Source organism: Ancrocorticia sp., assembly GCF_052089425.1.
GTDB lineage: Bacteria > Actinomycetota > Actinomycetes > Actinomycetales > Actinomycetaceae > Ancrocorticia.
Map to the genome: position 1 here is coordinate 101,840 of NZ_JBQCZW010000004.1, position 26,225 is coordinate 128,064.

Sequence of the window (26,225 nt, forward strand, 5' to 3'; positions counted from 1 at the left end):
CGCGTGGCACAGTCCCTTTCACGGCTTAAGGCACTCTTTTCGCTTTGGGCACGAAGCCGAACGCCCAACCCGCAGAAAGCCCACAGAAAAGGGGCCCACACGTGAGTGCGAGCCCCTGTCCTAGGAAACCTTGCGAAGCGCTTACGCCTCCAGCTTGGCGATCAGGCTCTTGCGGGCCTTGCCTGCCTTCTCGGCCTCGAGGATACGAGTGCGCTCGGCCTCGTCAACGCTTGCTGCGTAATCGAGAACCTCGTTGACCTTGGCGGTCGAGGGATCGAACAGCTCGGCAGCCTCAGAGGACGGCGCGTCCTTCTCGGCAGTCTGTGCGGTGGGAGCGGCAGCCTTGGCGGGCTGTGCGCTGAAGTCTGGGGTTTCTTCGCCCTCGGGGGCCTCCCCAACCACGGCGGTCACGTCCAGCTCATTGCCTTCGGAATCCACAACCTTGGCCAAACGCAGGGCCGAAATGAGGGCCTTACCGCGGGTCAGCTCGCCGGCGAATGCGCCGATCTGGTTGGTCTGAGCGGCAGCCTGAATGAACTGGTTCGGATCCATGCCGTAGGCCTGAGCCTGCTCCATCATGAAGCTGAACAGTTCATTCTGATCGGGCTGAACCTTGAACATCTCGGACAGCTTGTCCAGCATCATCTGATCGCGCAGGGCGGTCTCGATATCTCCGCGGACTTCCTCGCCGTGAGGATCGTCCGCTTCCTTACCCTCTTGCTCAAGGTGGTTGGCCAGTTCGTCTTCCACCACGGAGGCGGGAAGTGGGAACTGGACTTCTTCGCGCAGCGTCTCCAGAAGCTGATCGCGGGCGGCGTACACCTGGTTGGTGCTCTTGTCCTTGGCAACCTGCTCACGCAGATCATCCTTGAGCTCATCGATGGTGTCGAACTCGGAGGCGAGCTGAGCGAAATCATCGTCCGCCTCTGGCAGCTCCTGCTCCTGAACGTTCTCCACGGTCACGGTGACGTCGCCTTCTTCGCCCTCGTGCTCGCCACCGGCGATCTTGGAGGTGAAGTTGGTGGTTTCGCCAGCGGACATACCAACGAGCGCCTCGTCGATGCCGTCCAGCATCGTGCCGGAGCCGATCTGGTAGGAAACGCCGGAGACGGAATCGATTTCTTCCCCGTCAACCTCAGCGGTCATATCGATGGTCACGAAATCGCCATCGGCTGCCTTGCGCTCAACATCGGTGAGTGTGCCAAAACGTTCGCGCAGGGAGGTCAGGCGCTCTTCGGTATCCTCATCGCTGACCTCGACAGAATCAACGTTCAGGGTGATTCCGGCGGGATCGGGGATCACGATTTCGGGGCGAACTTCCACGGTCACCGCGAACACGAGGTCAGACTTGTCATCGCGCTCAACCGGCACTGCCGTCACGTCCACCTCAGGGCGGGACATCGGCACGAGTTCGTTATCCTTGACCGCTTCGGAGTAGTAGCCGTCTAGTGAGTTGTTGACGGCATCCTCGACGATCGCGCCGCGGCCAATCTGGGCCTCGAGCACGCGGGACGGAATGTGGCCCTTACGGAAGCCGGGGATGTTGATCTGCTTGCCGATTTCCTTGGCGGAACGATCGATAGCAGGCTGAAACTCCTCGAACGGCACCTCAATGGTCACCTTGACCTTGGTGGGCTCGAGAATCTCGACGGAGCTCTTCACAGGGGTTTCTCCACTCAGTTGAGAAGGGGCGGCTTGGCCACCCGGACGTATTCGGGGGATGCCAACGGCATCCATTATTTCGCGGGCGCCGCACACAGGGTGCGCGCATACCGGTCAATCCTACGCCAGTTCGTGGGTTTACCGCGATTCGAATGTGCGAGAGAGCGCACACATCTAGTGGGTTTCCGGCTTGGAACCTGGGAGGCAGGCTTCGCCGTCGTCGTAAATACAACCATAACCCATATCACAATTCTGGGATCCTGACATGGGTCCTAGAGCTGTGTATTCTTTCAACTCGCCCCTTCGAGCCCTGAGGATTCTTATGCTCTGGACCCTTGTCCGAAAATATACAAAACCGTATGTTTCACTCATTGTATTAGCCATTCTCCTGCAACTGGCCTCCACCTTGGCCACGCTCTACTTGCCCAGCCTCAACGCCCGAATCATTGATGAAGGCGTTGTTGAGGGTGATACCGAGTTCATTTGGAGGGTAGGTGGTCTCATGCTGGCCGTTGCCTTTGGTCAGGTGGCCAGCGCCGTCCTTGCCGTCTGGTGCGGTGCGCGCGTTGCGATGGCGACCGGGCGTGATATGCGCAGCGGCATTTACCAGAGAGTCGATTCCTTTTCCGCTAACGATGTTTCTCGCTTCGGTGCTGCAACGCTCATCACGCGCGGCACCAATGACATCCAGCAGGTCCAACTCGTTATCCTCATGGGCCTGAATTTCATGGTCATGGTGCCCATTATGTCCATCGGCGGGATCGTCATGGCAGTGCGGGAGGATCCGGGCCTCTCGTGGCTGGTCTGGGTATCCGTACCTGTGCTCCTCCTTATTGTTGGGCTGCTGGTGCGCCTGCTGATGCCGCTATTCACGCGGATGCAAGACAACATCGATTCGATCAACGGGGTGATGCGCGAACAGATCATGGGGATCCGTGTGGTTCGGGCTTTCGTCCGGGAGAATCACGAGACTAGGCGTTTCACTGATGCCAACGCGGTTCTCACTGATACGTCCGTACGGATTGGGCGGCTCTTTATCCTCATGGGCCCCATCATTACCATGATCCTCCATCTTGCAACCGCTGCCGTCCTGTGGTTTGGCGGGCATCGAGTAGACCAGGGTCTCATTCAAGTAGGCTCGCTCACCGCGTTCATGCAGTACCTGCTCCAAATTCTAGTGGCCGTCATGATGGGCACGTTCATGTTCATGATGTTCCCCCGCGCTGTCGTGTGTGCGCGCCGTATAGGCGAAGTGCTGGACACCAGCAGCTCAATGACGGAACCAGAAACGCCGGTCGAGCTGAAAAATCCCCGAGGGACGGTGGAGTTCCGTCGAGTCTCCTTCGCTTATCCGGGGGCCGAGGCACCCGTGCTGGATGCGCTTAGCTTCACGGTGGAAGCCGGCACAACCACCGCCATCATTGGTGCCACCGGCTCAGGCAAGTCCACGTTGGTTAACCTCATCCCAAGACTGCAAGATGCCACGTCTGGCGAAGTGGTTCTTGACGGTTCTCACGTCAGAGCTCTCAGCAGGGCTACCATCACCGAATCCGTGGGATTCGTGCCGCAGCGCCCCTATCTGTTCTCTGGCACCGTGCGGTCAAACCTCCAGTTCGGAGCTCCCAGCGCCACCAGTGACGAGATGTGGCACGCCCTCGAGACGGCTCAAGCCGCAGAATTTGTTCGCGAGCAAGGCGGCCTCGACTATGCGATCTCTCAGGGTGGCACCAACGTTTCCGGCGGCCAACGCCAGCGCCTGTGCATTGCCCGCGCGCTGGTGAGCCGGCCACGCATCTATGTGTTTGACGATTCTTTCTCTGCCCTAGACGTGGCAACGGATGCACGATTGCGAGCCGCGCTGCCTACCTACACGGAGGGCGCCACCATAATCATCGTGGCCCAGCGTGTCTCCACCATCACAAGTGCGGACCAAATTCTCGTGCTAGATGACGGCGCAATCACCGCGCGTGGCACCCACGAGCAGCTCCTAAAATCCTCCCCAACGTATCAGGAGATCGTGAATTCCCAGCTCAGCGAGGAGAATGCCGCATGAAAAAGACGAAACGTTCGGCTACTTCAGCTCCTTTGCCTTCCAATAACGAATCCTTAGCCTTGAGCGATTCCGAGATCTACGAGCTCTCCCAGAACGTCACCGATTTCGAAGGCGGCCCACCCCGCAAGGCGAAGGCATTCTGGCCCTCAGCCATCCGCCTGTTCAAGACGTTCGGCGCGCACCCGATCGGAATGACATTCGTCTTCGCCATGATTCTCATCGCGGTCATCTTCAACGTCTGGGCCCCCAATGTTCTAGGCGACGCAATGAATGTCATCTTTGGCGGAGTTGTCTCAGCCCAGATGCCTGAGAGTGCAACGGCCACTCAGGTCATCGAAGGCCTACGAGCTTCGGGCGAGGGACAAATCGCGGACATGCTTTCGGGCATGGAGTTTGTCCCGGGGGCTGGCATTGCGTTTGGCGAGCTGGCTCAGCTCATTGGAATTGTGCTGGGCATGTATGTGATCGCACAACTCTTCATGTGGCTTCAGGGCCGCCTCCTCAATGACATCGTCATGAGAATCGTGTACCAGCTCCGCCAAGATATTGAGCGCAAGGTCAACCATCTCCCGCTCAAGTACTTCGATAAGCACCAACGCGGTGATATCCTCTCGCGCACTACGAACGATGTGGATAATGTTCAGGCTGCCCTCCAGCAGGCATTCACAAGCTTGGTGTACTGCATCCTCACCGTCATCGGGATCGTTGTGATGATGTTCTATCTATCGTGGCAGATGGCGCTCATCGCCCTCATCGCGCTGCCGCTTTCCGGGCTGGTTGTGGGAATCGTTGGAACGAAATCACAGAAGCTCTTTGCGGACCAGTGGCGCAACACCGGGCGATTGAACGGAACCATCGAAGAATCCTTCACCGGTCACGAGATCATTACCGTTTTCGGACGCCAAGAACTCATGGGCGAACAGTTTAACGAACACAATGAGGCCCTCTATGAGGCCTCTTTCAAGGCGCAGTTCTACTCGGGCATGATCATGCCGATCATGCAGTGGGTCAGCCAACTCGGCTATGTGGGGATCGCGGTTGTTGGAGCCCTTCGTGTGGCCACTGGAACGATGACACTCGGCGCCGTCACAGCCTTCATCCAGTACTCCCGAGAGTTCAACCAGCCGCTGGGCGAGGTAGCGTCCATGGCAAACATGCTGATCTCAGGGGTTGCCTCCGCCGAACGCATCTTTGAGCTACTGGACGCAGAGGAAGAAGAGCCTGATCCTCAGAATGCTGCGACGCTTGCTACACCCGTTCGCGGCAAGGTCGAGTTCATGGACGTTGACTTCTCCTACTCCCCCGACCGGCCTCTCATCGAAAACCTCTCGCTCAAGGTATTGGCAGGCCAAACGATCGCCATCGTTGGCCCCACGGGCGCGGGTAAAACCACCCTTGTCAACCTCATCATGCGCTTCTACGAGGTCAATGGGGGAGGCATCTTCATCGATGATGTTGATACTCAAACTATTCGCCGTTCCGTACTTCGAAGTCAGATTGGTATGGTTCTTCAAGATGCGGTTCTCTTTGAGGGCACTATCATGGAAAACATCCGTTATGGACGCTTGGATGCAACGGACGATGAAGTGCTCGCTGCCGCCAATGCTACCTACGTTGATCGCTTCGTACGATCGCTACCCGATGGCTATCAGACCGTTATTAACGGTGAGGCGTCTAACATTTCAGCCGGGGAGCGGCAGCTCGTCACCATCGCCCGCGCATTCTTGGCAGAACCGTCACTCCTCATCCTTGATGAGGCAACCTCCTCGGTGGATACCCGCACCGAAGTGCTGGTTCAAGAGGCCATGGCGGCGCTGCGCGCTGACCGAACTTCGTTTGTTATTGCGCATCGGCTCTCCACAATTCGCGATGCTCATGCAATCCTCGTCATGGAAGATGGCGGCATCGTGGAGCAAGGCAGCCACGATGAACTCATGAAGCGCCAGGGCGCTTATTACCGCCTCTTCATGTCACAGTTTGCTGGGACTTCGGAGTAGTTCTTACCGAGTTGACGAATCCAGCGGGATCTCCGCCGTCGTCGTTACTTTTTTAACGACGACGAATTCCTACAAACCCTACGCAACCGCAATCAACGCAATGCCTGTGGCTACAACTCCCGCTCCCACAATTCTGCGGAGAGGATCAGGTTCCTTGTATACCCACCAGGCGAGCAGGGCGCCGATGACGATCGAGGACTCCCGGACGGGGGCAACCAGCGCCACCGAGGTGGTCTGCATAACGAATAGGACGGTCACGTAGGCTGCGGGCGAGAGAGTGCCGGCGATCAGGACTTCGCGGCGGTCGCGGCGCCACGTCTCGCGTACATCGTTGCGCCGGCGGATCACACCGGGCGCCATGAGGAGGGACTGGGCGATACAGGCGAGGCCGTAGTAAAGGATCGGCGGGTTCCCCAGTTCAGCCACCGAGTAATCGTCCCAGAGTGTATAGCCAGCGATCGCGACCCCCGTGGCAAGGCCGTATGCCAAGCCCACGCGCGGGTTTCCGCCGCGGAACAGATCCGCCCCCGTTACCACGAGGATCCCGCCGATGATCGCGATGCCGCCCGCCAGCGCCAACGGGGCGGGGCGATCCCCCAGAACCGTGACCGCTACCACCACCGTGATGAGCGGCCCCGTACCACGTGCCACCGGGTACACGACGCCCAGATCGGCCTTGGAATACCCGGTCTGTAGCGTCATCGAATACGCGATGTGGATGATGCCGGAGATAGTCGCGGCGAAGAGGAGCTGGGGCGTCAGGAGGTGGCCTGCGCCGTTGCCGACGATCAGGCCGAGCGGTGTGCAAAGCAGCCCTGCCAGTGTGAAGTACATCCACACGAAAACGGTGGGCTGGCCCGAGGAATTTTTCGCCGCCATGTTCCAAACGGCGTGGCACACAGCCGCCGCCAACACGAGTGCCAAGGAGCCTATGGACATGGGGTGACCCTACCGAATTGAGGGTACAGAATCATAAGTGGAGCGAATGACGGGAATCGAACCCGCGTAATCTGCTTGGAAGGCAGAGGCTCTACCATTGAGCTACATTCGCGTGCCCATAGAGTTTAGCAGCTTGCTCGATCGCAGCGCACCTTGGCTAAGTGTGATCTAACCCTGTGTGTCAAAGTGGCTTACCAAGGTGCAGGACCCGCGAATTTCGCCTAGTATGGGCTAGTCCCTCTGGGACAATCGGGGTATGGCGCAGTTGGTAGCGCGCCCGCTTTGGGAGCGGGAGGCCGTGGGTTCGAGTCCCGCTACCCCGACAGATGAGTATCCCCGAAGATCTATCTTCGAGGGATGCGAAGACCGAGGGGTTGAAAGCACCGAAGGTGCTAAACACCCCGTCGAAATTCGAGTGAAAAGAACGCTGGCGTTCTCTTCCGAGGATGATGAAGTGGTCTATGTTCGCGTAGCGAACTCCCCCGACGAAATCCGTGCAAATGGAGCATTGGCGCCCTATTTCAAAGATCATTGACCGGCCGGCTGCTAGCCTTTGAATGGCTGACTCTGGAATAACCCGGAGCTCCCGGATGACTGAACACATGAAAAGAGGCAACTTGTGACGGACATGCCAAATTGGGAAGGATTCATGATCCCGACCCTGCAGGTGATGGATGATGGTGTTGTCCGGCATTGGCGAGAATTTCAACCTCAGGTTGCGGACAAGGCACACCTCACGGACGAACAGAAGACGGAGAGGCTCCCGTCGGGAAATTCGCTCAGATACGAAAACCGAATTGGCTGGGCAGTTTCATTTATGACGAATGTCGGTGCACTAACGCGTCCCAAGCGAGCGCATTACCAGATCACTGATGCAGGCAGACAGGTTTTACAACGTTTCCCTAACGGGGCTAAAGAACACGACATCAAAAGGATGGCAAAGGAACCTAACTCCCAAATCCGGGCTTATAAGTCCACCTCCTCTGATAAAAAATCCGCTGTCACTCCGCCGAACGACACAGATGCCGCTATGACTCCAATAGAGCAAGTTCAGTCAGGCATTACCCGCATTAACGAGGACGTTGAGAAGGAACTCCTAGAACGTCTTCAGAGCAAGGAACCAGCGTTCTTCGAACAGGCGGTGGTAGAACTACTTCTTGCCATGGGGTACGGCGGCTCTACGGGCGGGGGAAGCGTCACGCAACTCAGCAACGACGGTGGAATTGATGGCGTGATTGATCAAGATATTCTGGGTTTGAGTCGAGTTTACATACAGGCTAAACGCTATGCCGACGTCAACAGTGTTGGACGCCCTGATCTGCAAGCATTTGTCGGGGCGCTCAGCGGAAAGGCCGACAGTGGCGTCTTCATTACCACCAGCACGTTCTCAAAGAACGCCCGCGAATACGCTTCCGGCGTTCCTACACGCATTATTCTTATCGACGGCGCATTCCTCACCCGCCTTATGCTCCAATTCGGAGTTGGAGTCCAGACACGCGAAACGTACACCGTTGCCGAGATCGACGAGGACTTCTTCGAATAGATCGATAGATTGACTGGGCAACTATGCCCTTCGCCCGTATGCGCCGAGGTCCGTACCGTACGCACCCACTCCTTATCGCGAGCGCCGCACAAGCCCTTTGACGCCGCCAGTGACGGAGCTGCCTGCGCCGAGCGCCACAGCAAACTCCATGAGCCCATTTGGCTCGTAAGGCGAAGAGAACATTCCACAGTCCACCGCCTTGTCGGTCAGGAACGTGTCGGAGTACCGCTGAGCGTCGGGCGTATGAAGGTCCCACACCAGTAGGGCAGCCATGATCGAAGCTGAAAGATCGGACGGTAGCGGCGGCATGCCAAGCCGCTCTAGCCCGTCATAGGCCGTCTTGAGAATCCTGTGATCCGTGACAGATGCGGTCAGTGACATGGGGCCAACGTTGTAGGAGATCTGCCGCCCGGCGGCGCGCTCCACTGTGGCACGCCACCTGCCAATCCGCTTGGCCGCGGCGTAATTTGGCCCCTGCACATCAACGAATCCGGGGTACACGCCGCCGATGCGGCCCGGGCGCAAGCGCCTCACCATTGCGTATGTGGAAACCGATCGAGCAACTGCACCTTCGCCAAGCTGTTTCTTGAGGCCGTCTTCGCCAAGCTTGAAGGCATCGGTTGGGCTGCCGATCCACGCCAGCATAGTGTCAGTCCGCTCGCTGCACACAAGCCGTTCCACCACATCCGCCCCCGCGGCCGCCAAGAGGAAGGCAGACCCCGGAGCATAGAGCGAATCCACAATCACAAGACGGCCCGGGAGCTTGGCGATCCATCCGGCAACTCGTTCGGGTGCCTCTACTACATCAGCTCCGTCATCGGGCGGCAGGAATAACGTGCCGGAACTTTCGTGTGCCGCGGCGAGGAGCTCTGCCTTGCGGCGTGACTGCGGCCGAATCACTGCGGCCACATCGAAACCCCACTCGAGCAGCTGACGCGCTGGGGATAGCTCGGCCCCTGCGCCGAGGCATACAAAGGTAACACCTGCGGCTTGTAGCAAGTCAGGATCGAGTGCCATCTCGCGTAGCGCTACATCAGCCCCGTCTAGGAGGCGCCCCGATTGCTTCCAACCGTCCAATTCTGCAACGAGCTCGTGCCCACGAAGCGTTCGGCCGTCAATGCTCAGTTCCAAGCCCTCGTTGCGACCTTTCTGGGTTCCGGTGATCACTCCTCCAGCGTTTGACGGTTCACGCAGAATGGCATCGGAGAGCGTGCGCCCGTCAGAGAAATGAAGGAGCTCCGAGAGAGCATTCAGCCCTGACTGAGCGCAGTTGGTGCCTCGCTCTGGGGTATCGAACCAGCTCATCTCTTCCATGGCTTCGCGATAGCGTTTACGCCACGGGACCGCTGAGTCGATTGACTGCTGGAGCCGGGGAAGGCCGCTCGCAGCGCCCGCGCACATTCCCTGCGATACGAGGGTGCTGCTACTGCGTCCGTCCTGGCGTGGTAGCACAATCGCCTCGCCTACATCTGGCACATTCTGTTTGCCTGAATACCAGAGGTGTACAAGATCGCGTCCACTGCCCGCATCAAGAACAGCGAATCGATTGTCCGTCAGCTCAACCAGCTCTAGCTGGGTTGGCAAGAGCACTGGTGCCCTGAATGATGCGGCGCCTTGGCACGATTCGGAACCATCTATCCCGAGTTCGCCAGCCGCCCATGCGTCAATAGCCGCGCCATGGAGGATCACTGATCGATATCCGAATAGGCGAGCGCTGGCTTTGGACACGTGTATCGGGTTGATATCGCCGGTGATACGCGCCCAGTTCTTGCTGGCCTGCGTTCCCAACTGAGCCGATGAGTAAGCTGTGCGCTGGCCAACGTCCAAATACCCCAAGCCGTTTGTACCGACATCCTTTCGGAGATCGGGTACTCGGGCCAGAAGCTCAGGAATTTGCCCAATATTCCGATCTGAGCCCTTACCTGACTTATCGAGGTAGCTGGTGCACTCGATGTAGGCAACTGTGCCTGCCGCGCTAAGCGAGCATTGGATCACCACACGTATCCCTGAGTTATCGCGATTGAGTGACACTACACGTGCGGAGAGCTGGAGATCGGTACCGGCCGAAACTGGCGCAGCGAGATCCCATGCTTGACTGGTCACTAAGGTGCCGAGTGGCTGTAAAGGCACAGTGGGATCAGCAAGTAGCTCTACGTTCGATGGGAAACACAAGCTATGCAGGGCGGCCGGGGTTAGCCAGCCTTGCTGACCGTTCCCCGTTGACGGCGCGGTACGTGCGGCGCTAACTTCACCGGGGCCAGAGCCTTGCTCGCTGAATACATCCGCAAGGCTGCCGAGCTCTGGGGCTGACGTACTGACCGAACGTGTGATCGTGGGAATCTTGTCAAGAGAGTCAGGAATCCCGATTGTCCGCAGCTTCTTGCTAGCTGAACTGTGAACCACGTGTGCAAGCTGCCTTAGCTCCATGCCGCCTCCTTGATGACCACTCAAGGATAGCGGTTTGTGGCGTCAGATCCAGACGACAATAATCGTTAGACCCGAGTTGAGTAGTCATAATTGTCCTGCACCGCACGGAAGTCCGCTTCACTCAAATGATGACACCAAGGCTGCTGCGTTCCGGAGAACCTGATTCGATGCGCCCCTGTCCAAGATGCGACCTCGACATGACAGTCGGGCATACCCCACAACACCTCGACCGCGGGCATAAGATCATTATCCGAAGAAAACAGAACTGCAACATCCATGTACCCGGACATCCCTAACCGAATCATGTCTACGGCGATCGCCACATCAATACCTTTCTCACTGGCGGCAGAAGCCGGAAAGTCGGAAGGGTATTGAAGATTACGCCGAACCACAGTCACTTGGTCAGATCTATCCCACATGTCCGCTTGCCGATCGTTAGCCTGCGCCGCACCGGGCTGCCGTTCAGGATTAGGGCGCCCTCTATAAACCCGAACTTCAAGCAGGTCACTTTCACGTTGCCTACGCTCGGTGAGCAACTCACCTACCTTCAGTGGAAACACATGCCCATTGCTCGCACCTGAGCCAAACGGCAGGAACTGGCGCCGAGCCCAACCGTGAACATTCTGGTAGTCCATGAAGAGCACGACTCGATCTACATTGTTGGCCACGTCGCCTCCAACTATATGAAAAATCCCCGCCAATCCCGGGGGACGGCGGGGCGTAATAAAAGCATTGTACCCTATTCAGCCTGCAGGTCACACGTAGAACCTCGAATAGGGGAAATAAAAGGAACCCGGATACCGTCTGATATCCGGGTTCCTTTGACGCTTATTGGTCAGTCCGCAAGCAAGCCATTCTTGTAAGCCTTAGCAAGCTTACGTGGAATGCGCACTTCGCGGCCCTGAACGCGGACGGTCTGGAGGTTAGGAACCTCAGCCTTCCACTGGGAACGGCGAGAGCGGGTGTTGCTGCGGGACATCTTGCGCTTGGGTACTGCCATGATGCCGCTCCTCTCGATTCTCGGGCCGCCTGATCGCGACCACCTGTCTTACCGCGCCGCCCAAAGCATTGCCTCGGACAACACGCACAAGTGAATACTGTACCTGACACGGCCTGTGCCCGCTATTCCGCAGGCGTTCTTTGGGCCGGTTAGGCCAGAGTACTTCATCACATCCCTCGTTATCGACAGGTATCTGGAAATTCTCTGACGAAGCCGGCGCCACTGATCTCCGCAATCGTCCGTACCCGTCGACGAAGACCAAGAATGCACGTGGTACACGTGGCACACGCGGATAGAATGGCGGGGTGAGTGAACTCGTGTTGCCAAAAGATTCCCAGTTCCATGGAGAGCTGGAGATCAAGCGGTCACGATTCCTTGCGACGGTGGTCAGAATCGATAGTCCCGAGCAAGCCCGCGAGACAATCAACGTACGCCGGGCTGAGCTTCCAGACGCGCGGCATCACTGCACTGCATTTGTTGTGGGAGTACCCGGTTCCGCGCCAGCGCTTCACTCATCTGATGATTCCGAGCCGTCCGGAACGGCTGGGCGCCCGATCCTCGACGTACTGCTGGGCATCGGCATTACGGACGCGGTAGCAATTGTTACGAGATACTTCGGCGGAACGTTGCTCGGAACCGGCGGACTAGTCCGTGCATATTCGGGTGCTGTGAAGGAGGCGCTTGAGGGAGCACCCCTCCTATCGCGAGAGATTGTTCCTGTGTGGAGCACACTCCTCCCCCATAGCGATTCTGGACGATATCTTTCCGAACTGGCCAACGCTGGCTTCGCTGGTACACCCGAGTATCTGGGCGAGGGCGTCCGAGTCAGTGTGGTAACACCCAAGGGAAAGGACCTCACTGCACTGTTTGCCCAGCTCTCCGGTGGCACCATCACACCCGAGGTGTCAGGGAAAGCAGCCCAAGAATTTGCGTGGGGCTCGGTCAACGAGTCCGCGGCCATGCGAGCCCCAGGCTAGGCCGAAATTGCTTCATGTTTCGAGACAAGTACACACAACGCTAGACATAAACCCTATTTTGTGGTTGGTTAGTTCCAGCCGTTGATTTAAAACAGCTCATATGCCACGCAACAGGCGTGCAGACAAGGAGAACGTAATGTCCAAAATTTATGCTGATGCAACGGAGCTTGTTGGGGGAACACCCCTCGTTCGCATCAACCGGCTGGCTGGCAACGGTCAAGCCACGGTTCTCGCCAAGCTGGAGTTTTACAACCCCGCGAACTCGGTCAAGGACCGTATCGGCGTAGCGATCATTGATGCTGCTGAAAAGGCAGGTGCACTCAGCGCAGGAGGAACGATTGTTGAGGCCACCTCCGGTAACACCGGCATCGGCCTCGCGTGGGTTGGTGCGGTACGCGGCTACAAGGTGATCCTCACAATGCCCTCCTCCATGTCCAAGGAACGGCGCGCGCTTCTGCGCGCGTTCGGCGCCGAACTGGTCCTGACCGAGCCCGCAGGCGGCATGAAGGGTGCGGTAGATAAGGCCGATGAAATCGTCGCCAACACCCCGGGAGCCATTCTGGCTTCACAGTTCGCCAACGAGGCAAATCCCGCCATTCACGAAGCAACCACCGGCGAAGAAATCTGGACGGACACGGACGGCAAGGTTGATTACCTCGTTTCCGGTATCGGCACCGGCGGAACGATCACGGGAGCAGGCCGAGCGCTGCGCCGCCACAACCCAGACGTTAAGCTCATCGCCGTTGAGCCCGGAGAGTCCCCGCTCCTATCCGAAGGAAAGGCTGGCCCGCACAAGATTCAGGGCATTGGCGCCAACTTCGTTCCCGATGTACTCGACACGGAAATCTACGACGAAGTCATCTCGGTTCCCGGCGAGGTTGCGATCGAGACGGCACGCAAATCGGCTACCGAAGAAGGCCTCCTCGTAGGCATTTCGTCCGGTGCGGCTCTCAAGGCGGCCCTTGAGGTCGCTCAGCGGCCAGAAGCAGCGGGCAAGACCATCGTGGCGATCATTCCGGACTTCGGCGAGCGTTACCTTTCTACCCCGCTCTTCGAGGGGCTGCTCGACTGAGCGACACTCTCACCTGTCGGGTTACATAACTATTGAACGGGGCGGTCCAATCGGGCCGCCCCGTTCATTCTGAATTCCGTGACAGATTCGGCCAAGTGCCGCGGCATCGCACCTCTGGCCCCGGCCCACTACGTGCCGGGGCACTGCCCAGGGGTGAGGTACTCCCAGTAGTCCCCGTCGATTGCTTTTTCTACGGTGTCCTCGGGAGCACCATTCTTCGCCGTCACGATAAACTCTAGGAGATCCGAGTCCTCCAGATAGTCCCCATTGCCGCAAGCGGTCATGATAACAAAGCCGGATTCGTCCCAATCCTCGCTCGCATTGAAGCTCTGCTCCTCATCAACCCCACTGATGGGCACAGATAAGTCTTGGATAACGACAACTCGCCCTTCCGTGAGTTCCTCGTAGGTATGACCTATAGTGCTCGTCTCTTTTCCCCAGAACTCGTTCATAGAGGTCTGATCACTGGTTTGGCAACCGGAAACTGCCAGAACGCTGACAACTCCAGCAAGCAGTCTTGTACCACGCATCATTCTTTTCCTGAGTCCTCTCAAGGATGGGGCACCAAACCTCGGCCCTTGGTTGTCCAGCTGCATTGCTGGATGCTTCATCGTAGCTCTCGACCGGCACACTAGATTCGGGGCTTAAGTCCCGTTATTTCGTGCTTCCAATGCCTTTTCGGTCGCATGTATTTGATCCGCCTACACATGCCGGAAAACAGTCTGTTACAACCAAGCAGTGGCTAGGCGCGCCAGCAGCCCTGAGACCTTCTTGGGCAACCCCGCGCGAGGTGGCACAATAGGGCCCATGGCTTTTCGTCATGATTCAGCGAGAGGAACAGCGGATGGGTTCACACCTCAACAAGTTTGTTCGGGTCCTCAAGGATGACCTGCAGGCTGCCTGCGATCACGATCCGGCGGCCCGGACGCGGATTGAGGTGGCACTGGCCTACCCCGGCGTTCACGCCGTGTGGGGCTACCGCCTCGCCCACGCCATCTGGAAGCGCGGGGGCCTCTTTAAGCTGCCTGCCCGATTGTTCTCCCAGCTGGTCCGTGCCATCACGGGTATCGAGATTCACCCCGGAGCGAAGATCGGCCCCCGCCTATTCATTGATCACGGCATGGGTGTGGTGATCGGCGAAACCTCTGAAATTGGAGCCGATTGCATGCTCTACCATGGCGTGACACTGGGCGGAACATCTCTGAGCGCCACGAAGCGCCACCCCACGCTGGGCAACGGGGTTGTCATTGGTGCGGGAGCCAAAGTACTCGGCCCCGTGCGGATCGGAGATGAGGCTCGTATTGGGGCGAACGCCGTCGTCGTCCGAGATCTTCCTCCTCACCACACGGCCGTGGGCGTGCCGGCCAGCTACCGCGACCATGCGGCGCCGGCCTACACCATTGACCCGGCTATCTATATCTAGGGGCCTACTTCTTGGTCTTCTCTTCGTAATCGGCCAGAAGATCGACGCGTGCCTGGTGGCGCGGCTCTTCGCTCCACGGCGTCTCCAAGAACGTCTTGATGAGCTTCCATGCCTCCTCGGGCTCGTGCTGGCGGGCGCCGATGCCAATGACGTTGGCGTTGTTGTGCTCGCGCCCGAGAGCCGCCGTGTCATGGTTCCACGCGAGTACTGCACGCGCGCCCTTGACCTTGTTAGCGGCGATCTGTTCGCCGTTGCCGGAGCCCCCAATAACGATCCCGAGCGAACCCGGATCGGCAACCGTGGCCTCCGCGCACGGGATACACATGGTGGGGTAATGATCCAGTGGATCGTACGTTGTGGCGCCGTGATCCACTACCTCGTAGCCGGCATCCTTCAACTTGGGGATGATGTACTCTCTGAGTTCGAAACCTGCATGATCTGCAGCAATATGTACGCGCATGGCCACTAGTTTAGCGGGCGCATCCTATTCTTTCGCGCAGTGGTGAAAATTGGTGAAATCTGGGCCACATTCCTCGCCGATGCGTATGCTGTTTTTCATGACCACATCAGATATTCACCTCCAGCGTGTGCTGGAGGCAGCAGATCCCAACGTGCGTATTCAAGATGACCTCTTCCGCGCCGTGAACGGCACATGGCTGGACACCTACGAGATTCCGGCCGATCTTTCATCCGATGGCTCCTTCACCGCGCTCCACATTCAGGCCGAGCAGCAGGTTAAGGACATCATCGAGGAGATTGCTGCCAAGAACCCCACTGAGGGCGAGGCGCAGCAGGTTGCCAGCTTCTTCAATTCGTGGATGGACACGGAAGCCGTGAATGGGCGCGGAACGGAACCACTTCTGGCGGATCTGGATGCGATTGGAGCCGCGACCTCCAAGGACGAGCTGGCGGTTGCCATCGGATCGTTGATGCCAACGGGCGTGGGCTCGTTCTTCGGGATCGATGTGGATACGGATCTCAACGATCCGGAGCGCTACGTGGCTTTCCTGTACCAGTCTGGCATCGGCTTGCCGGACGAGGCCTATTACCGCGAGCCGCAGTTCGCCGAAGTTCTGGCGAAGTATCGTAGCTTCGTCACCAGCTTCATGACGCTGGGGTATGAGATGAGTCCCGCCGTTGCTCAGGACGAATCCGAGACGGTGTTCGAACTGGAGCGCGCCTTCGCCGCCACACACATGAATGTGGTGGATTCGCGCGACACGGACAAGATCAACAATCCGATGACTTGGAACGATTTCGTTGCTTCGGCGCCGGGATTCAACTGGGGTGGCGCCATCACGTCCGCCGGTTTCACCGAAGATAAGCTGGATAACGTCATCGTCATGATGCCGGACGCGCTGGCAGGGTCTGCCCGCGTGTGGGCGGACGCCCCGCTGGACGATCTCAAGGCCTACACCCGCTGGCGCGTGCTGCGCGGGCGCTCCACCTTCCTGACTCAGGACATTGACCGGGCCAGCTTTGACTTCTATGGCCGCGTGCTTTCCGGCACCACGGAACAGCGCGCGCGTTGGAAGCGCGGCGTCCAGCTGGTCAACGGCTCGCTCGGCGAGGCTGTAGGCAAGCTCTACGTGCAGCGCCACTTCCCGCCGGACCACAAAGAAGCCATGCTCACGCTCGTCGAGGATCTGCTGGAGGCCTACCGCCAGTCCATCCGCGCTCTGGACTGGATGGGCGAGGAGACCAAGGAGAAAGCCTTGGAGAAGGTGGATTCCTTCGTCACCAAGATCGGCTACCCTGACAAGTGGCTCGATTATTCTGCACTGGAGATCGGCGATGATCTAGTGGAGAACGTACGGCAGGTCAACCGCTTCGAGTTCAACCGCGGCATCGAGAAGCTGGGCAAGCCGATGGACCGCAGCGAATGGTTCATGTCTCCCCAAACCGTCAACGCCTACTACAACCCGGTGTGGAACGAGATCGTATTCCCCGCAGCCATCCTCCAGTTCCCATTCTTCGATCCGGAACGCGACGATTCCTTCAACTACGGCGGAATCGGATCAGTGATCGGGCACGAGATCGGCCACGGCTTTGACGATCAGGGCTCCAAGTACGATGCCAGCGGCGCACTCCACAACTGGTGGACCGAAGCAGATCGCACAGAATTCGACAAGCGCACGGGCGCCCTCGTCAACCAATATGAGCAGTACACCCCCGAGCAGTTCGGACCCGACAGCCCGCATCACGTTCAAGGAGCCCTCACCTTGGGTGAGAACATCGGTGACCTGGGCGGCCTATCCATTGGGCTGAAGGCGTACGCGATCGCTCTGGCGCGGGCCGGTGAAACGCTGGCCAGCGCCACAGAAATCGACGGCTACACCGCCACCCAGCGTGTGCTCCTCTCCTACGCTCGGATCTGGCAAGAGAAGCGGCGCAGCGAACTCCTAGAAACGCTCATCGCCACCGATCCTCACTCCCCTGCGGAATTCCGCTGCAACGGCGTGGTCAAGAACGTGGATGCCTTCGCCGATGCGTTTGGAGTACAGGCTGGGGACGCGTTGTACCTCCCGCCCGAGGAGCGCGTGCGGATCTGGTAAGTGTGCAGTTTGGGTGCCCCACGGACCGCGTTTCAGCTCCGCATGCTGTAGTTGCCGTGCACATACGCATGGCTCACACAGCATACGGAACTGAGGCGAGATACCCTAGCAACGCATGCGGGATTCAATTCCGCATGCTGTAGTTGCCGTGCACATACGCATGGCTCACACAGCATACGGAACTGAGAATCTAGAATCGCCGCCGGGCACCCGGCAACGGGTAGCCAATGGCTTGCCAGAGCAGGCTGCGGAGACAAAACCGGTTCATCGCTAACCATGCCCGACACACAATGTGGCCCCAATTTCACAACTGGGACCACACTAGTTTGCACATCAGATTCGTACTTTAGGCGATCTCATCAGCGATCAAGCACATCTAATCGAAGATCGGCCCTACATCCCGCGAGCGCTTGAGTTCAAAGAAGCCGGGAGTGCGAGCCAGTGCCAAGCACCCGTCCCACAGCTGGAGGGCCGCTTCGCCGTGCGGCGCTGGAGAGATGACGGGACCGAAGAAGGCCACGCCGTCGATCGCGATGATCGGAACGCCCACCTCATCGCCCACAAGTTCGAGGCCCGCCCGTGTGGACGCAGCCACGGCCTCCTCAAATTCGCCAAACCGGTCCATAATGTCAGCCGAGGCGCCCGAACTGGTCAGGGCCTGCGTGATCGCGAGTGGATCGTTGACGCGCCCTTGCTCATGGTAGAGGCGGCCAAGGTCCGTGTAGAAGCGCCCTAGCGTCTCATTGCTTTCCTCGGCGGCAACGCCGGCCACAACCTGCGCAGCCATCCGCCCCTCCTCCACGTGAGCACGGTATTCCTCAGGGATGTCCTTCCCTTCGTTGAGGACCGCCAGCGAGAAGGGACGCCACTGAACATCGAGATCGCGATGCTCGGCAACTTCCACCAGCCAGCGCGAGGTGATCCACGTCCACGGGCAAGACGCATCGAACCAAAAATCTACCTTTGTACTCATGCCTCTATCCAACACTCCAGCGCACAGGGCCGCAAGGGCGGAAAGGCTCGGGGCAGGAACGCCTACTCACCACCAACCGAGCACCTTCATCCACGCGCCCCCGATGCCGATCCAGATAATGAGCGAAGGAATCGATGCAAGGAAGCTGACGCCCCACCACTGACCAGTGGTGTTGTAGCCAGATCCATACAGGGCAGGTCCGGGACCACCGGCATACTGGGTGAGGCTCATGGACGCTGTGGATGCGTATCCAAGGCCAAGCGCCGCCAGCAGCGGCGGAGCCCCAACGGCCAGTGCCGCCGCGAGGAAGGGAAGATACATCGCAGAGATGTGTGCCATGGCTGAGGCGAAGAAGTATCGGGTGTAGAAGTACACGAGGATGAGGATGAGGAAGGCAATGGGCCACGACAGCCCGCCGATCAGCCCCACGATATGGTCCGAGATCCATTCGATCACGCCGTAGGCATTGAGCGCATTGGCCATCATGACCAGCGCGGCGAACCAGAACATCGTGTCCCATGCGGTGGATTCGGAGACGATATCCTTCCACGTCATGATGCTCGTGAACATGAGAATGGCCAGCCCAATGAAGGCGGAGACTGTGGCGTTGATTCCCAACACTTGATCGCCAACGGTCCACAGGAACAGCAGGAGAATGAATGTAGACCCGAGAACCTTCTCGGCCTTAGACATCCCGCCCATGCGCGCGAGTTCGTCCTTGGCCATCTGAGCCATCTTCGGGGTTTGCTTGAGTTCCGGTGGGTAGATCTTGTACAGGATGTAGGGCAGAACAACCAGTGCGACGAGTCCAGGAACGAGCGCCCCGATAAACCACGTCATCCACGAAATCTCCACGCCTTGGCTCGCAGCCAGCTCGGCCACGAGCGGATTTCCCGCCATAGCCGTGAGGAACATGGTGCACACCACGGTATCGATCTGGGACACGACCAACGCGAGGAAGGCGCCGGCGCGCTTGGCCGTTGGCCCCGGCTTGGAGTCATATGCCTCGGCAATTGACCGCATGATCGGGTACATGATTCCGCCACCGCGTGCGGATGCGGAAGGGATACCGGGGCCAACGATCAGATCGGCAATGGCCAATCCGTATACAACCCCCATCATCCGATTGCCCAGCTTTGACACGAAGAACAGCGCGATGCGTTTGCCCAGCCCCGTCTTGATGACGGCGCGGGAGAGGAACATCGCGATGCCAATCAGCCAGATTGTGTTGTTCGAGAAACCCGAGAGCATGAGGACGGCATCGCCCTCATCGGTCTGGGAGAGGGGAGTGAGTCCGGTCAGTGCCCCAACGATCAGGGCAATCAGCGTGACGGCGCCCATCGGCAGGGCCTTGGCAATAATCCCAACGATCGTCGCAACAAACAGCGCCAGCGTCCCCCACGCACGCGTGTCCAGATCGGCGGGATGCGGCAGGATGAAGATAATGAGCCCAACCGCAACGGCCAGAAGCAACTTCATCGGCTTGAAGGAAAGCTTGACGGGGATCGCTTCCCCCGCCGCTTGTGCGGATGTTGCCCCTGATTGTGGTTCGTGGGGCTTGTCAGCGAATTGGTCGCTCGCCATGATTTTCTCCGTCGATCAGAATCGTTTATTTTCCGGATTTTGTCCACATTTAGCGTAATAAGCACGGCGACTGCAGGCGTAGGCCTTTAGACCAATTCCAGATAAGGGAGTCGGTACTCACAAAAGGGCTGCAGGTCGCGTAATCTGTTCTGTGGATTATTCATCACGGGCGCCGCCAGTTCGATCAGACACCTCGATCAGACACCCCGATCACGTTCGATCAGACCCGGCGCGGTTAGGACACACATGCCAGGCACAAACCTGCAGCGCGCGGAAGCGCTTGAGCGCTCATCCAAGATCGCAACCCATCACTACCGGATCGACTTGGACCTCACTGGGTCGGATACCACGTTCGCGGCCACAACCGAGATCGATTTCTCGGCCACGGCCGGGGCCAGCACGTTCCTCGATATCATCGCTCATTCGGTGGATCGCGTAGTGCTCAACGGCTCCGAATTGGATCCGGCTGCCTACGCCGATTCGCGTTTCCCCCTCACTGACCTCGCCGAACACAACACGGTGCGCGTGGAGTCCACGATGGATTATTCGCGCACGGGCGAGGGCCTGCACCGCTACGTGGATCCGGCGGATGGGGAGGCCTACCTCTACTCACAGTTCGAGGTGGCGGATGCCCGCCGCGTTTTCGCCAACTTCGAGCAGCCGGACCTCAAAGCGGACTTCACCTTCACCATCACCGCGCCCAAGGCGTGGCGCGTGTTCTCCAACTCCCCCAGCCCCGAGCCCACCCCCGCGGGCGCCGGCACGGCCACGTGGAGCTTCACCCCCACCGAGCGCATGTCCACCTACCTCACCTCGATCATCGCCGGCCCTTACGATGGCTACGATAACGAAACGTATCGCAGCGTTGATGGCCGGGACATCCCGCTGGGCGTGTGGGCACGCAAGTCCCTCAAGCAGTACATGGATTCCGATGAGCTGTTCCGCATCACGAAACAGGGCTTCGAGTTCTACGAGGCCAACTACGGCTTCCCCTACCCGTTCCGCAAGTACGATCAGATCTTCTGCCCGGAATACAACGCCGGCGCCATGGAGCACCCCGGCAACGTGACCATCGTGGAGAGCTACATCTTCCGCACCAAGCCCACCGGCGCGATGATTGACCGCCGCCTCATCACGATCCTGCACGAGCAGGCCCACATGTGGTTTGGCGATCTGGTCACCATGAAGTGGTGGGACGATCTCTGGTTAAACGAATCCTTCGCCGAGTACATGAGCCACCTGGCCGCCGTCAACAACACGGATCTGACGGACGCATGGGTCACCTTCCTCGCCTCCGAAAAGTCGTGGGCCACCCAAGAGGATCAGCTGCCCTCCACCCATCCGATCGCCGCGGACGCCGTTGATATCGAAACCGTGCTAATCAATTTCGATGGAATCACCTACGGCAAGGGCGCCTCTGTGCTCAAGCAGCTGGTGGCCTGGGTTGGTCAGGAGGAGTTCCTGGCCGGGGTGCGCGAATACATCCGGAAGAACGCCTGGGGCAACGCCACGCTCAAGGACCTGTTGGTGGAGTTGGAGAAGTCCTCCGGCCGCGACCTGTCTGAGTGGACGAAGCTGTGGTTGGAAGAATCCGGTGTGAACGTTCTTTCGCCGGTTATTTCGATCGACGACGACGGCGTGGTCCAGTCCCTTTCCATCCTCCAGGAGTCCGATGGCCGTTCGTCCCTTCGCCCGCATCGCATCGGTGTTGGCGGATACGATCTGGTGGATGGCCGTCTAGTGCGCACGATCAGCTCAGAGCTGGACATCGCGGGCGAAACCACTGATGTCCCAGAGTTCGCTGGCGCGAAGCGCCCCGCTCTCATTTTGCTCAACGATGGGGACTATGCCTACGGCAAGATCCGGATGGACGAGGATTCGCTGAACACCGCGATCGAGCATCTGGACGCATTCGATGATCACTTGGCCCGCACGCAGGTTCTTCTTTCGGCGTGGAACATGTGCCGCGACGGCCTACTTTCGGCCACCGCCTTCACCACAATCGCGCTCAAGGCGCTGCCGGATGAAACGGACGGCACCGTGCTGCGCCATATCCTCAACCAGCTCATGACGGCCACCAACCTGTATTCGGCTCCTGCCCTGCGCGCTGTTCTCAAGGACAAGGTTGCTGCGGCGATCTTCGAGATCCTCGATTCGGCAACGCCCGGCAGCGACAACCAGCTGCAGGTTGCCAGTGCCGCCATGCGTGCCGCGGTGACTGATGATCAGTTCGCTCGCATCAGCGGGTGGCTTGAGGGCACGGATGTGCCGGAGGGATATGTTGTAGATGCCGAGGTCCGCTGGCTCATCCACGTAGCGCTTGCCGCCGCTGGGCGTATTGGCGAGGCCGAGATTACCGCCGAATTCGAACGCGACAACACCTCCTACGGGCAGATCTACTCCGCTCAGGCGCGCGGTGCGCTTCCAGATCCGGACGTCCGGGAAAAGGTATGGGCGGACGTCACGGGCGATACGGTGTCCAACACCGTCCAGCGCAACCTCTGCCTAGGCATCGCGCGATCGACCGCCGAATCCTTGGTGCCCTATGCTGAGCGCTACTTCGCTGATGCCGAAGCTCAGTGGGCGGGTCACACGGTGGAGATCGCCAAGAACATGCTCGAGTATGCCTTCCCCATCCAGCTGACTGGCCGCACCGATCTTGGTGTGGACCTTGTTGGACTTGGTGAAACATGGCTTGCCGAGCACACCGGCGCCGCAGCCGCGGCCATCCGCCTTGTCTCCGAACAGGTTGATGCCGCAACACGCGCGCTGAACGCTCAGGGAGTGGACGCCGCCAGCAACTGACGCGCTCATATCTGAAAGCCCAAGCGGGGCAGGCACCGAGTGCCTGCCCCGCTTCATCGTCGTCGTCGTCAAAAACTACTCGTGGACCTCCAAGAAGGGCTTGCCGGCCTCAACTTTTGGCCCGGCGGCAACGATCTGGACGGATTCCTCGCCAGCGCCCACTACAACGATCGGCGAGCACAGCGGGTAGCCGGCATCGTCCGCAACTCGGGTGTTCCACAAGACGATCGGCTGGCCGGGCGCTACATTCTGGCCGTCCTTCACCAGAACATCGAAACCATCGCCGTCCAATTCCACCGTGTCTAGCCCAAGATGGATAAGAACTCCGATGCCCTCAGCAGCTTCAATGACGAAGCCGTGGGCCTTCGCCTTGCGGACCTTCCCGGCACATGGGGCAACCACCGTCAGGCCGCCGGGGAATGGATCAATCGCGGCTCCGGGCCCCACCATCAAGGTGGAAAACACGGGATCGGGCACGTCCCGCATGGGGATGACCTCGCCGGACACAGGTGCATTGATTATGAGGGTCATGGCTTTAGCCCAAATCTCTCTAGTGGTCCGTCAACTCGCTGATTGCCTCACCAAGATCGTCAGCTTCCGGCCCAACAACAACCTGAATAACTGGCCCCTGCAGAACAACGCCGAATGCTCCAGACTCTCGTAGTCCCGGTTCGTCAACTTGCGTTGGATCGTTCACAACAACGCGCAGGCGCGTGATACAGGGCTCGATGCTTTTCAGATTCTTCGAGCCGCCAAGCGCTTGAAGTATTCCTTCAGCCTTAGTCATCTCTTCACTCCACTCTCATCGGGGGCTGTGCTCTCCGATCCCAGCCTACCCCCGATCAGGGAGGCGGGAACCGACCTTACGGCCCGATTTCGGGGCTGGAGGCGGCTAGGGCAAGCTATCGGCGGCAGGCCGCGAGTTCCTTCTTGAATCTAGCGATGAGGGAACGCAGGCGCGGATTGGTTGCCAGATCCTCAACTAGGACGGGGATGCCCGAGGGATCGGACAGGGGAACGCGCCAATTTTCGTATTCCTGATCCGTTCCCGGGACGTTCTGAGCCTTGCGTTCGCCAACGCCATCCACTAGCGAGATTGCCAAAAGCTCGGCCGGCGTGTGGGCGATATAGCAATGCATCGCTTCGATGATCTCGCGTTCGGTTGGGATGTCACCAATCAGCCCGTACTCACGGAGGCGATCAAGCATGCGGCGGCGTTCATCGGCGGCCTCTGCTCGAACCTTTTCAACGGGCTCCGTCAGCAGGTTGAGGCGCTGGCGCAGTTCCACGTGTTCGCCTGCGAGGTAGGCGGGTAGCGGCGGAAGATCGTGCGTATCCACCGTGACGAGGGATTGAGCGCGGAATTCTTCTGGGCGCTTGAACTGGCCATCGCCGTTCTGCTCAAACCACAGAACCGAGGTTCCGAGGATGCCGCGTTCGTTCAGGAAATCACGGACCCACGGCTCCACGTTGCCCAAGTCCTCGCCCACCACGATCGCGCCGGCACGCTGGGCCTCGAGCATGAGAATGCCCAGCATCGCATCCTGATCGAACCTGACGTAGGCGCCGTCGGAAGCCGAATTGCCCTCCGGAATCCACCACAGGCGGAACAAGCCCATCACGTGATCCACCCGCACCGCGCCTGCGTGGCGCAGCACGGTGCGGGCCATGTCCCGAAGCGGGGCGTAGGCAAGGCGCCGAAGGGACTCAGGGTTCCACGGCGGCTGGGACCAGTTTTGACCGAGCTGATTGTACATATCGGGGGGCGCACCCACCGTCACTCCCGCGGCGAACGCCTCAGGCAGAGACCACGTGTCTGAGCCCTGAGCATGAACGCCAACAGCCAGATCGTGGAAAATGCCGATGTGCATACCCGAGCAGAGCGCCGAACGCTGAGCCTCGGCAAGCTGATCGTCAATCACCCACTGCATCCACGCATAGAAATCGATGCGGCCCGATAGCCTAGCTCGCTCTTTCGTAGCCTCTGGCGTATCCGGGCAGGAGAACTTGGGAGGGAATTCTTCCCCGTATTCTTCACGAAGCGCGCACCAGAACGCGAAGTTCTCAAGGCCCTGGCCCTCCGTTTCACGGAAACGTTCAAACGAGCGCTGCCTGGCGGCGGATCGTGGTTCTTGGAAGATCACTTCAAGCGCTCGAAGCTTGGCGGCCCACGCTGGATCGCGTTCAATCGTTGGCTGCGCCTTGGCCGTTTCTTTGGCCTCTTCGCCCGCCCACTGAACGAGGGAGCGCTGGCCGGCCGGCATGTACGCCACTTCGCGGATATCTTCCGGGCGGATATAGATCGGGTTGAAGAAGCGGCGCGTGACGGGCAGATAGGGAGAGGGAGTCATGTGACCCATTGGCTCGGCGGCATGGAGCGGATTGATGAGGAGGAAGTCCCCACCTTCGCTACCGATGGTGGAACACAGTTCCTTCAGATCCGAGGTATCCCCGATCCCCCACGAATTCTTTGATCGGACCGAATACAGCTGGGCCATGACGCCCCAGCCGTCCCCACCCTTTTCTTTCGGGGAGGATAGGCGCCTCGGTACAACGATCAATGGGGCCGTGGTGACATCCGGCTTGAGATCAATGGGGAGCTCAACGAAGGCGGCGACGCGGTGATATCCCAGTGGCAGATCGCCCGGAACGCGGAAAGAGGCCTGACCTGTCAGGCGTCCATCGATATCCTGCGGCGATGTGAAGTCCTCCGATTGAGCGAGGGAGACCGTACGCCCACTCTCATACTCCAGCTCAACGCGCACTGTTGCGCCGTGAGGCACATGAACGGGCAGGCTGTATTCGGTTCCCACCGGCAGGACAGTGCATTCCGGAAGGACCTCGCGCCAGCTTCTCAGCTTCACATCCCGCATGGCATCGCGAGCGGCACTCTCCGTGCTGGCATCAACGCCCATCGCGGCCAACACCTTAATGAGTGTGCCATCTTCCACTTGCGTGAGCTGACCACTAAACGCCCAGTAATCTGTGGCAATACCACAAGAATCGGCTAGCTTCGCCAAAAGCTCTCTGTTCGGCGCCAAGTCCGTCATTAACACTCCCCTTACGGGCACGCAGGATCGCCCTCGATCATCTTCAACTATCTTGCCAGATGATGTAACAATTTTCAGAACTGACACAGAATGTGGTCTACTCCTCCCAGCCAACGGTCCTGATTGCCGCCTGTCAGGCCACTGGTCCAGTGCGCGCGGCCACAG

20 protein-coding genes and 2 tRNA genes are annotated in these 26,225 nt (G+C 59.1%); 9 read left to right on the top strand and 13 right to left on the bottom strand.

What is annotated here, in order from left to right:
• Positions 1-141 precede the first annotated feature (141 nt).
• On the bottom strand, positions 142-1,662 hold the full coding sequence (gene tig / locus ACTHV6_RS02945; protein ID WP_441385771.1) for a trigger factor: 1,521 nt from the start codon (positions 1,660-1,662) through the stop codon (positions 142-144).
• Positions 1,663-1,984: 322 nt separating this feature from the next.
• Between tig and ACTHV6_RS02950 the strand changes: the two genes are divergently transcribed.
• Positions 1,985-3,715, top strand: a complete 1,731-nt coding sequence (locus ACTHV6_RS02950) for an ABC transporter ATP-binding protein (RefSeq protein ID WP_441385772.1) — start codon at positions 1,985-1,987, stop codon at positions 3,713-3,715.
• Positions 3,712-5,712, top strand: a complete 2,001-nt coding sequence (locus tag ACTHV6_RS02955; RefSeq protein ID WP_441385773.1) for an ABC transporter ATP-binding protein — start codon at positions 3,712-3,714, stop codon at positions 5,710-5,712. Before ACTHV6_RS02950 ends, ACTHV6_RS02955 begins: the two co-directional genes overlap by 4 nt.
• 78 nt (positions 5,713-5,790) lie before the next feature.
• Here the strand turns inward: ACTHV6_RS02955 and ACTHV6_RS02960 are convergent, their stop codons facing one another.
• Positions 5,791-6,651 carry a DMT family transporter gene (locus ACTHV6_RS02960; RefSeq protein ID WP_441385774.1) on the bottom strand — a complete coding sequence of 287 codons (861 nt, stop codon included), beginning with the start codon at positions 6,649-6,651 and terminating at the stop codon, positions 5,791-5,793.
• A gap of 38 nt (positions 6,652-6,689) precedes the next feature.
• Positions 6,690-6,763 (bottom strand) — tRNA-Gly (locus ACTHV6_RS02965).
• Positions 6,764-6,901: 138 nt separating this feature from the next.
• On the opposite strand from ACTHV6_RS02965, the gene ACTHV6_RS02970 reads away from it, so the two are divergent.
• Positions 6,902-6,974 (top strand) — tRNA-Pro (locus ACTHV6_RS02970).
• A gap of 326 nt (positions 6,975-7,300) precedes the next feature.
• The gene (locus ACTHV6_RS02975) at positions 7,301-8,194 is read left to right on the top strand and encodes a restriction endonuclease (RefSeq protein ID WP_441385775.1); all 894 of its coding nucleotides are present in this window, start codon (positions 7,301-7,303) and stop codon (positions 8,192-8,194) included.
• Positions 8,195-8,266: 72 nt separating this feature from the next.
• On the opposite strand, the gene ACTHV6_RS02980 is transcribed toward ACTHV6_RS02975, so the two are convergent.
• The 3 genes from ACTHV6_RS02980 to rpmF all read right to left on the bottom strand — a co-directional run bounded on the left by ACTHV6_RS02980 (position 8,267) and on the right by rpmF (position 11,621).
• Complete coding sequence (locus tag ACTHV6_RS02980) at positions 8,267-10,621, bottom strand: MaoC/PaaZ C-terminal domain-containing protein (RefSeq protein ID WP_441385776.1); 2,355 nt, start codon at positions 10,619-10,621, stop codon at positions 8,267-8,269.
• A 65-nt stretch (positions 10,622-10,686) separates the two neighbouring features.
• Positions 10,687-11,289, bottom strand: a complete 603-nt coding sequence (locus tag ACTHV6_RS02985; protein ID WP_441385777.1) for an NYN domain-containing protein — start codon at positions 11,287-11,289, stop codon at positions 10,687-10,689.
• A gap of 167 nt (positions 11,290-11,456) precedes the next feature.
• The gene (rpmF, locus tag ACTHV6_RS02990) at positions 11,457-11,621 is read right to left on the bottom strand and encodes a 50S ribosomal protein L32 (protein WP_441385778.1); all 165 of its coding nucleotides are present in this window, start codon (positions 11,619-11,621) and stop codon (positions 11,457-11,459) included.
• A 305-nt stretch (positions 11,622-11,926) separates the two neighbouring features.
• Here rpmF and ACTHV6_RS02995 point away from each other — a divergent pair, with 305 nt between their 5' ends.
• Both ACTHV6_RS02995 and cysK read left to right on the top strand, forming a co-directional pair.
• Complete coding sequence (locus tag ACTHV6_RS02995) at positions 11,927-12,598, top strand: IMPACT family protein (RefSeq protein WP_441385779.1); 672 nt, start codon at positions 11,927-11,929, stop codon at positions 12,596-12,598.
• 136 nt (positions 12,599-12,734) lie between these two features.
• A complete protein-coding gene (cysK, locus tag ACTHV6_RS03000; RefSeq protein WP_441385780.1) occupies positions 12,735-13,670 on the top strand; it encodes a cysteine synthase A in 936 nt (311 codons plus the stop codon).
• Positions 13,671-13,798: 128 nt separating this feature from the next.
• Here the strand turns inward: cysK and ACTHV6_RS03005 are convergent, their stop codons facing one another.
• Positions 13,799-14,266, bottom strand: a complete 468-nt coding sequence (locus ACTHV6_RS03005) for a hypothetical protein (protein ID WP_441385781.1) — start codon at positions 14,264-14,266, stop codon at positions 13,799-13,801.
• Positions 14,267-14,514: 248 nt separating this feature from the next.
• On the opposite strand from ACTHV6_RS03005, the gene epsC reads away from it, so the two are divergent.
• Complete coding sequence (gene epsC, locus ACTHV6_RS03010) at positions 14,515-15,093, top strand: serine O-acetyltransferase EpsC (protein WP_441385782.1); 579 nt, start codon at positions 14,515-14,517, stop codon at positions 15,091-15,093.
• A gap of 4 nt (positions 15,094-15,097) precedes the next feature.
• Here the strand turns inward: epsC and ACTHV6_RS03015 are convergent, their stop codons facing one another.
• Entirely contained in the window at positions 15,098-15,553 is a 456-nt protein-coding gene (locus ACTHV6_RS03015) for a ribose-5-phosphate isomerase (protein WP_441385783.1), read from the bottom strand.
• A gap of 97 nt (positions 15,554-15,650) precedes the next feature.
• On the opposite strand from ACTHV6_RS03015, the gene ACTHV6_RS03020 reads away from it, so the two are divergent.
• Positions 15,651-17,648: a M13 family metallopeptidase gene (locus tag ACTHV6_RS03020; protein ID WP_441385784.1), complete on the top strand. Its 1,998-nt coding sequence runs from the start codon at positions 15,651-15,653 to the stop codon at positions 17,646-17,648.
• A 376-nt stretch (positions 17,649-18,024) separates the two neighbouring features.
• Here the strand turns inward: ACTHV6_RS03020 and ACTHV6_RS03025 are convergent, their stop codons facing one another.
• Entirely contained in the window at positions 18,025-18,621 is a 597-nt protein-coding gene (locus tag ACTHV6_RS03025) for a mycothiol-dependent nitroreductase Rv2466c family protein (protein ID WP_441385785.1), read from the bottom strand.
• A gap of 66 nt (positions 18,622-18,687) precedes the next feature.
• The gene (locus tag ACTHV6_RS03030) at positions 18,688-20,205 is read right to left on the bottom strand and encodes an anion permease (protein WP_441385786.1); all 1,518 of its coding nucleotides are present in this window, start codon (positions 20,203-20,205) and stop codon (positions 18,688-18,690) included.
• A 246-nt stretch (positions 20,206-20,451) separates the two neighbouring features.
• Between ACTHV6_RS03030 and pepN the strand changes: the two genes are divergently transcribed.
• Positions 20,452-23,010 (top strand): aminopeptidase N, encoded by a 2,559-nt coding sequence (gene pepN, locus ACTHV6_RS03035; RefSeq protein WP_441385787.1) that lies wholly within the window; start codon positions 20,452-20,454, stop codon positions 23,008-23,010.
• Between the two features lie 75 nt (positions 23,011-23,085).
• Here pepN and ACTHV6_RS03040 read toward each other — a convergent pair whose 3' ends face one another.
• The 3 genes from ACTHV6_RS03040 to malQ all read right to left on the bottom strand — a co-directional run bounded on the left by ACTHV6_RS03040 (position 23,086) and on the right by malQ (position 26,060).
• Complete coding sequence (locus ACTHV6_RS03040) at positions 23,086-23,541, bottom strand: PTS sugar transporter subunit IIA (protein ID WP_441385788.1); 456 nt, start codon at positions 23,539-23,541, stop codon at positions 23,086-23,088.
• 19 nt (positions 23,542-23,560) lie between these two features.
• The gene (locus ACTHV6_RS03045; RefSeq protein ID WP_441385789.1) at positions 23,561-23,797 is read right to left on the bottom strand and encodes a PTS transporter subunit EIIB; all 237 of its coding nucleotides are present in this window, start codon (positions 23,795-23,797) and stop codon (positions 23,561-23,563) included.
• Between the two features lie 115 nt (positions 23,798-23,912).
• Positions 23,913-26,060 carry a 4-alpha-glucanotransferase gene (gene malQ, locus ACTHV6_RS03050; RefSeq protein WP_441385790.1) on the bottom strand — a complete coding sequence of 716 codons (2,148 nt, stop codon included), beginning with the start codon at positions 26,058-26,060 and terminating at the stop codon, positions 23,913-23,915.
• Positions 26,061-26,225 lie beyond the last annotated feature (165 nt).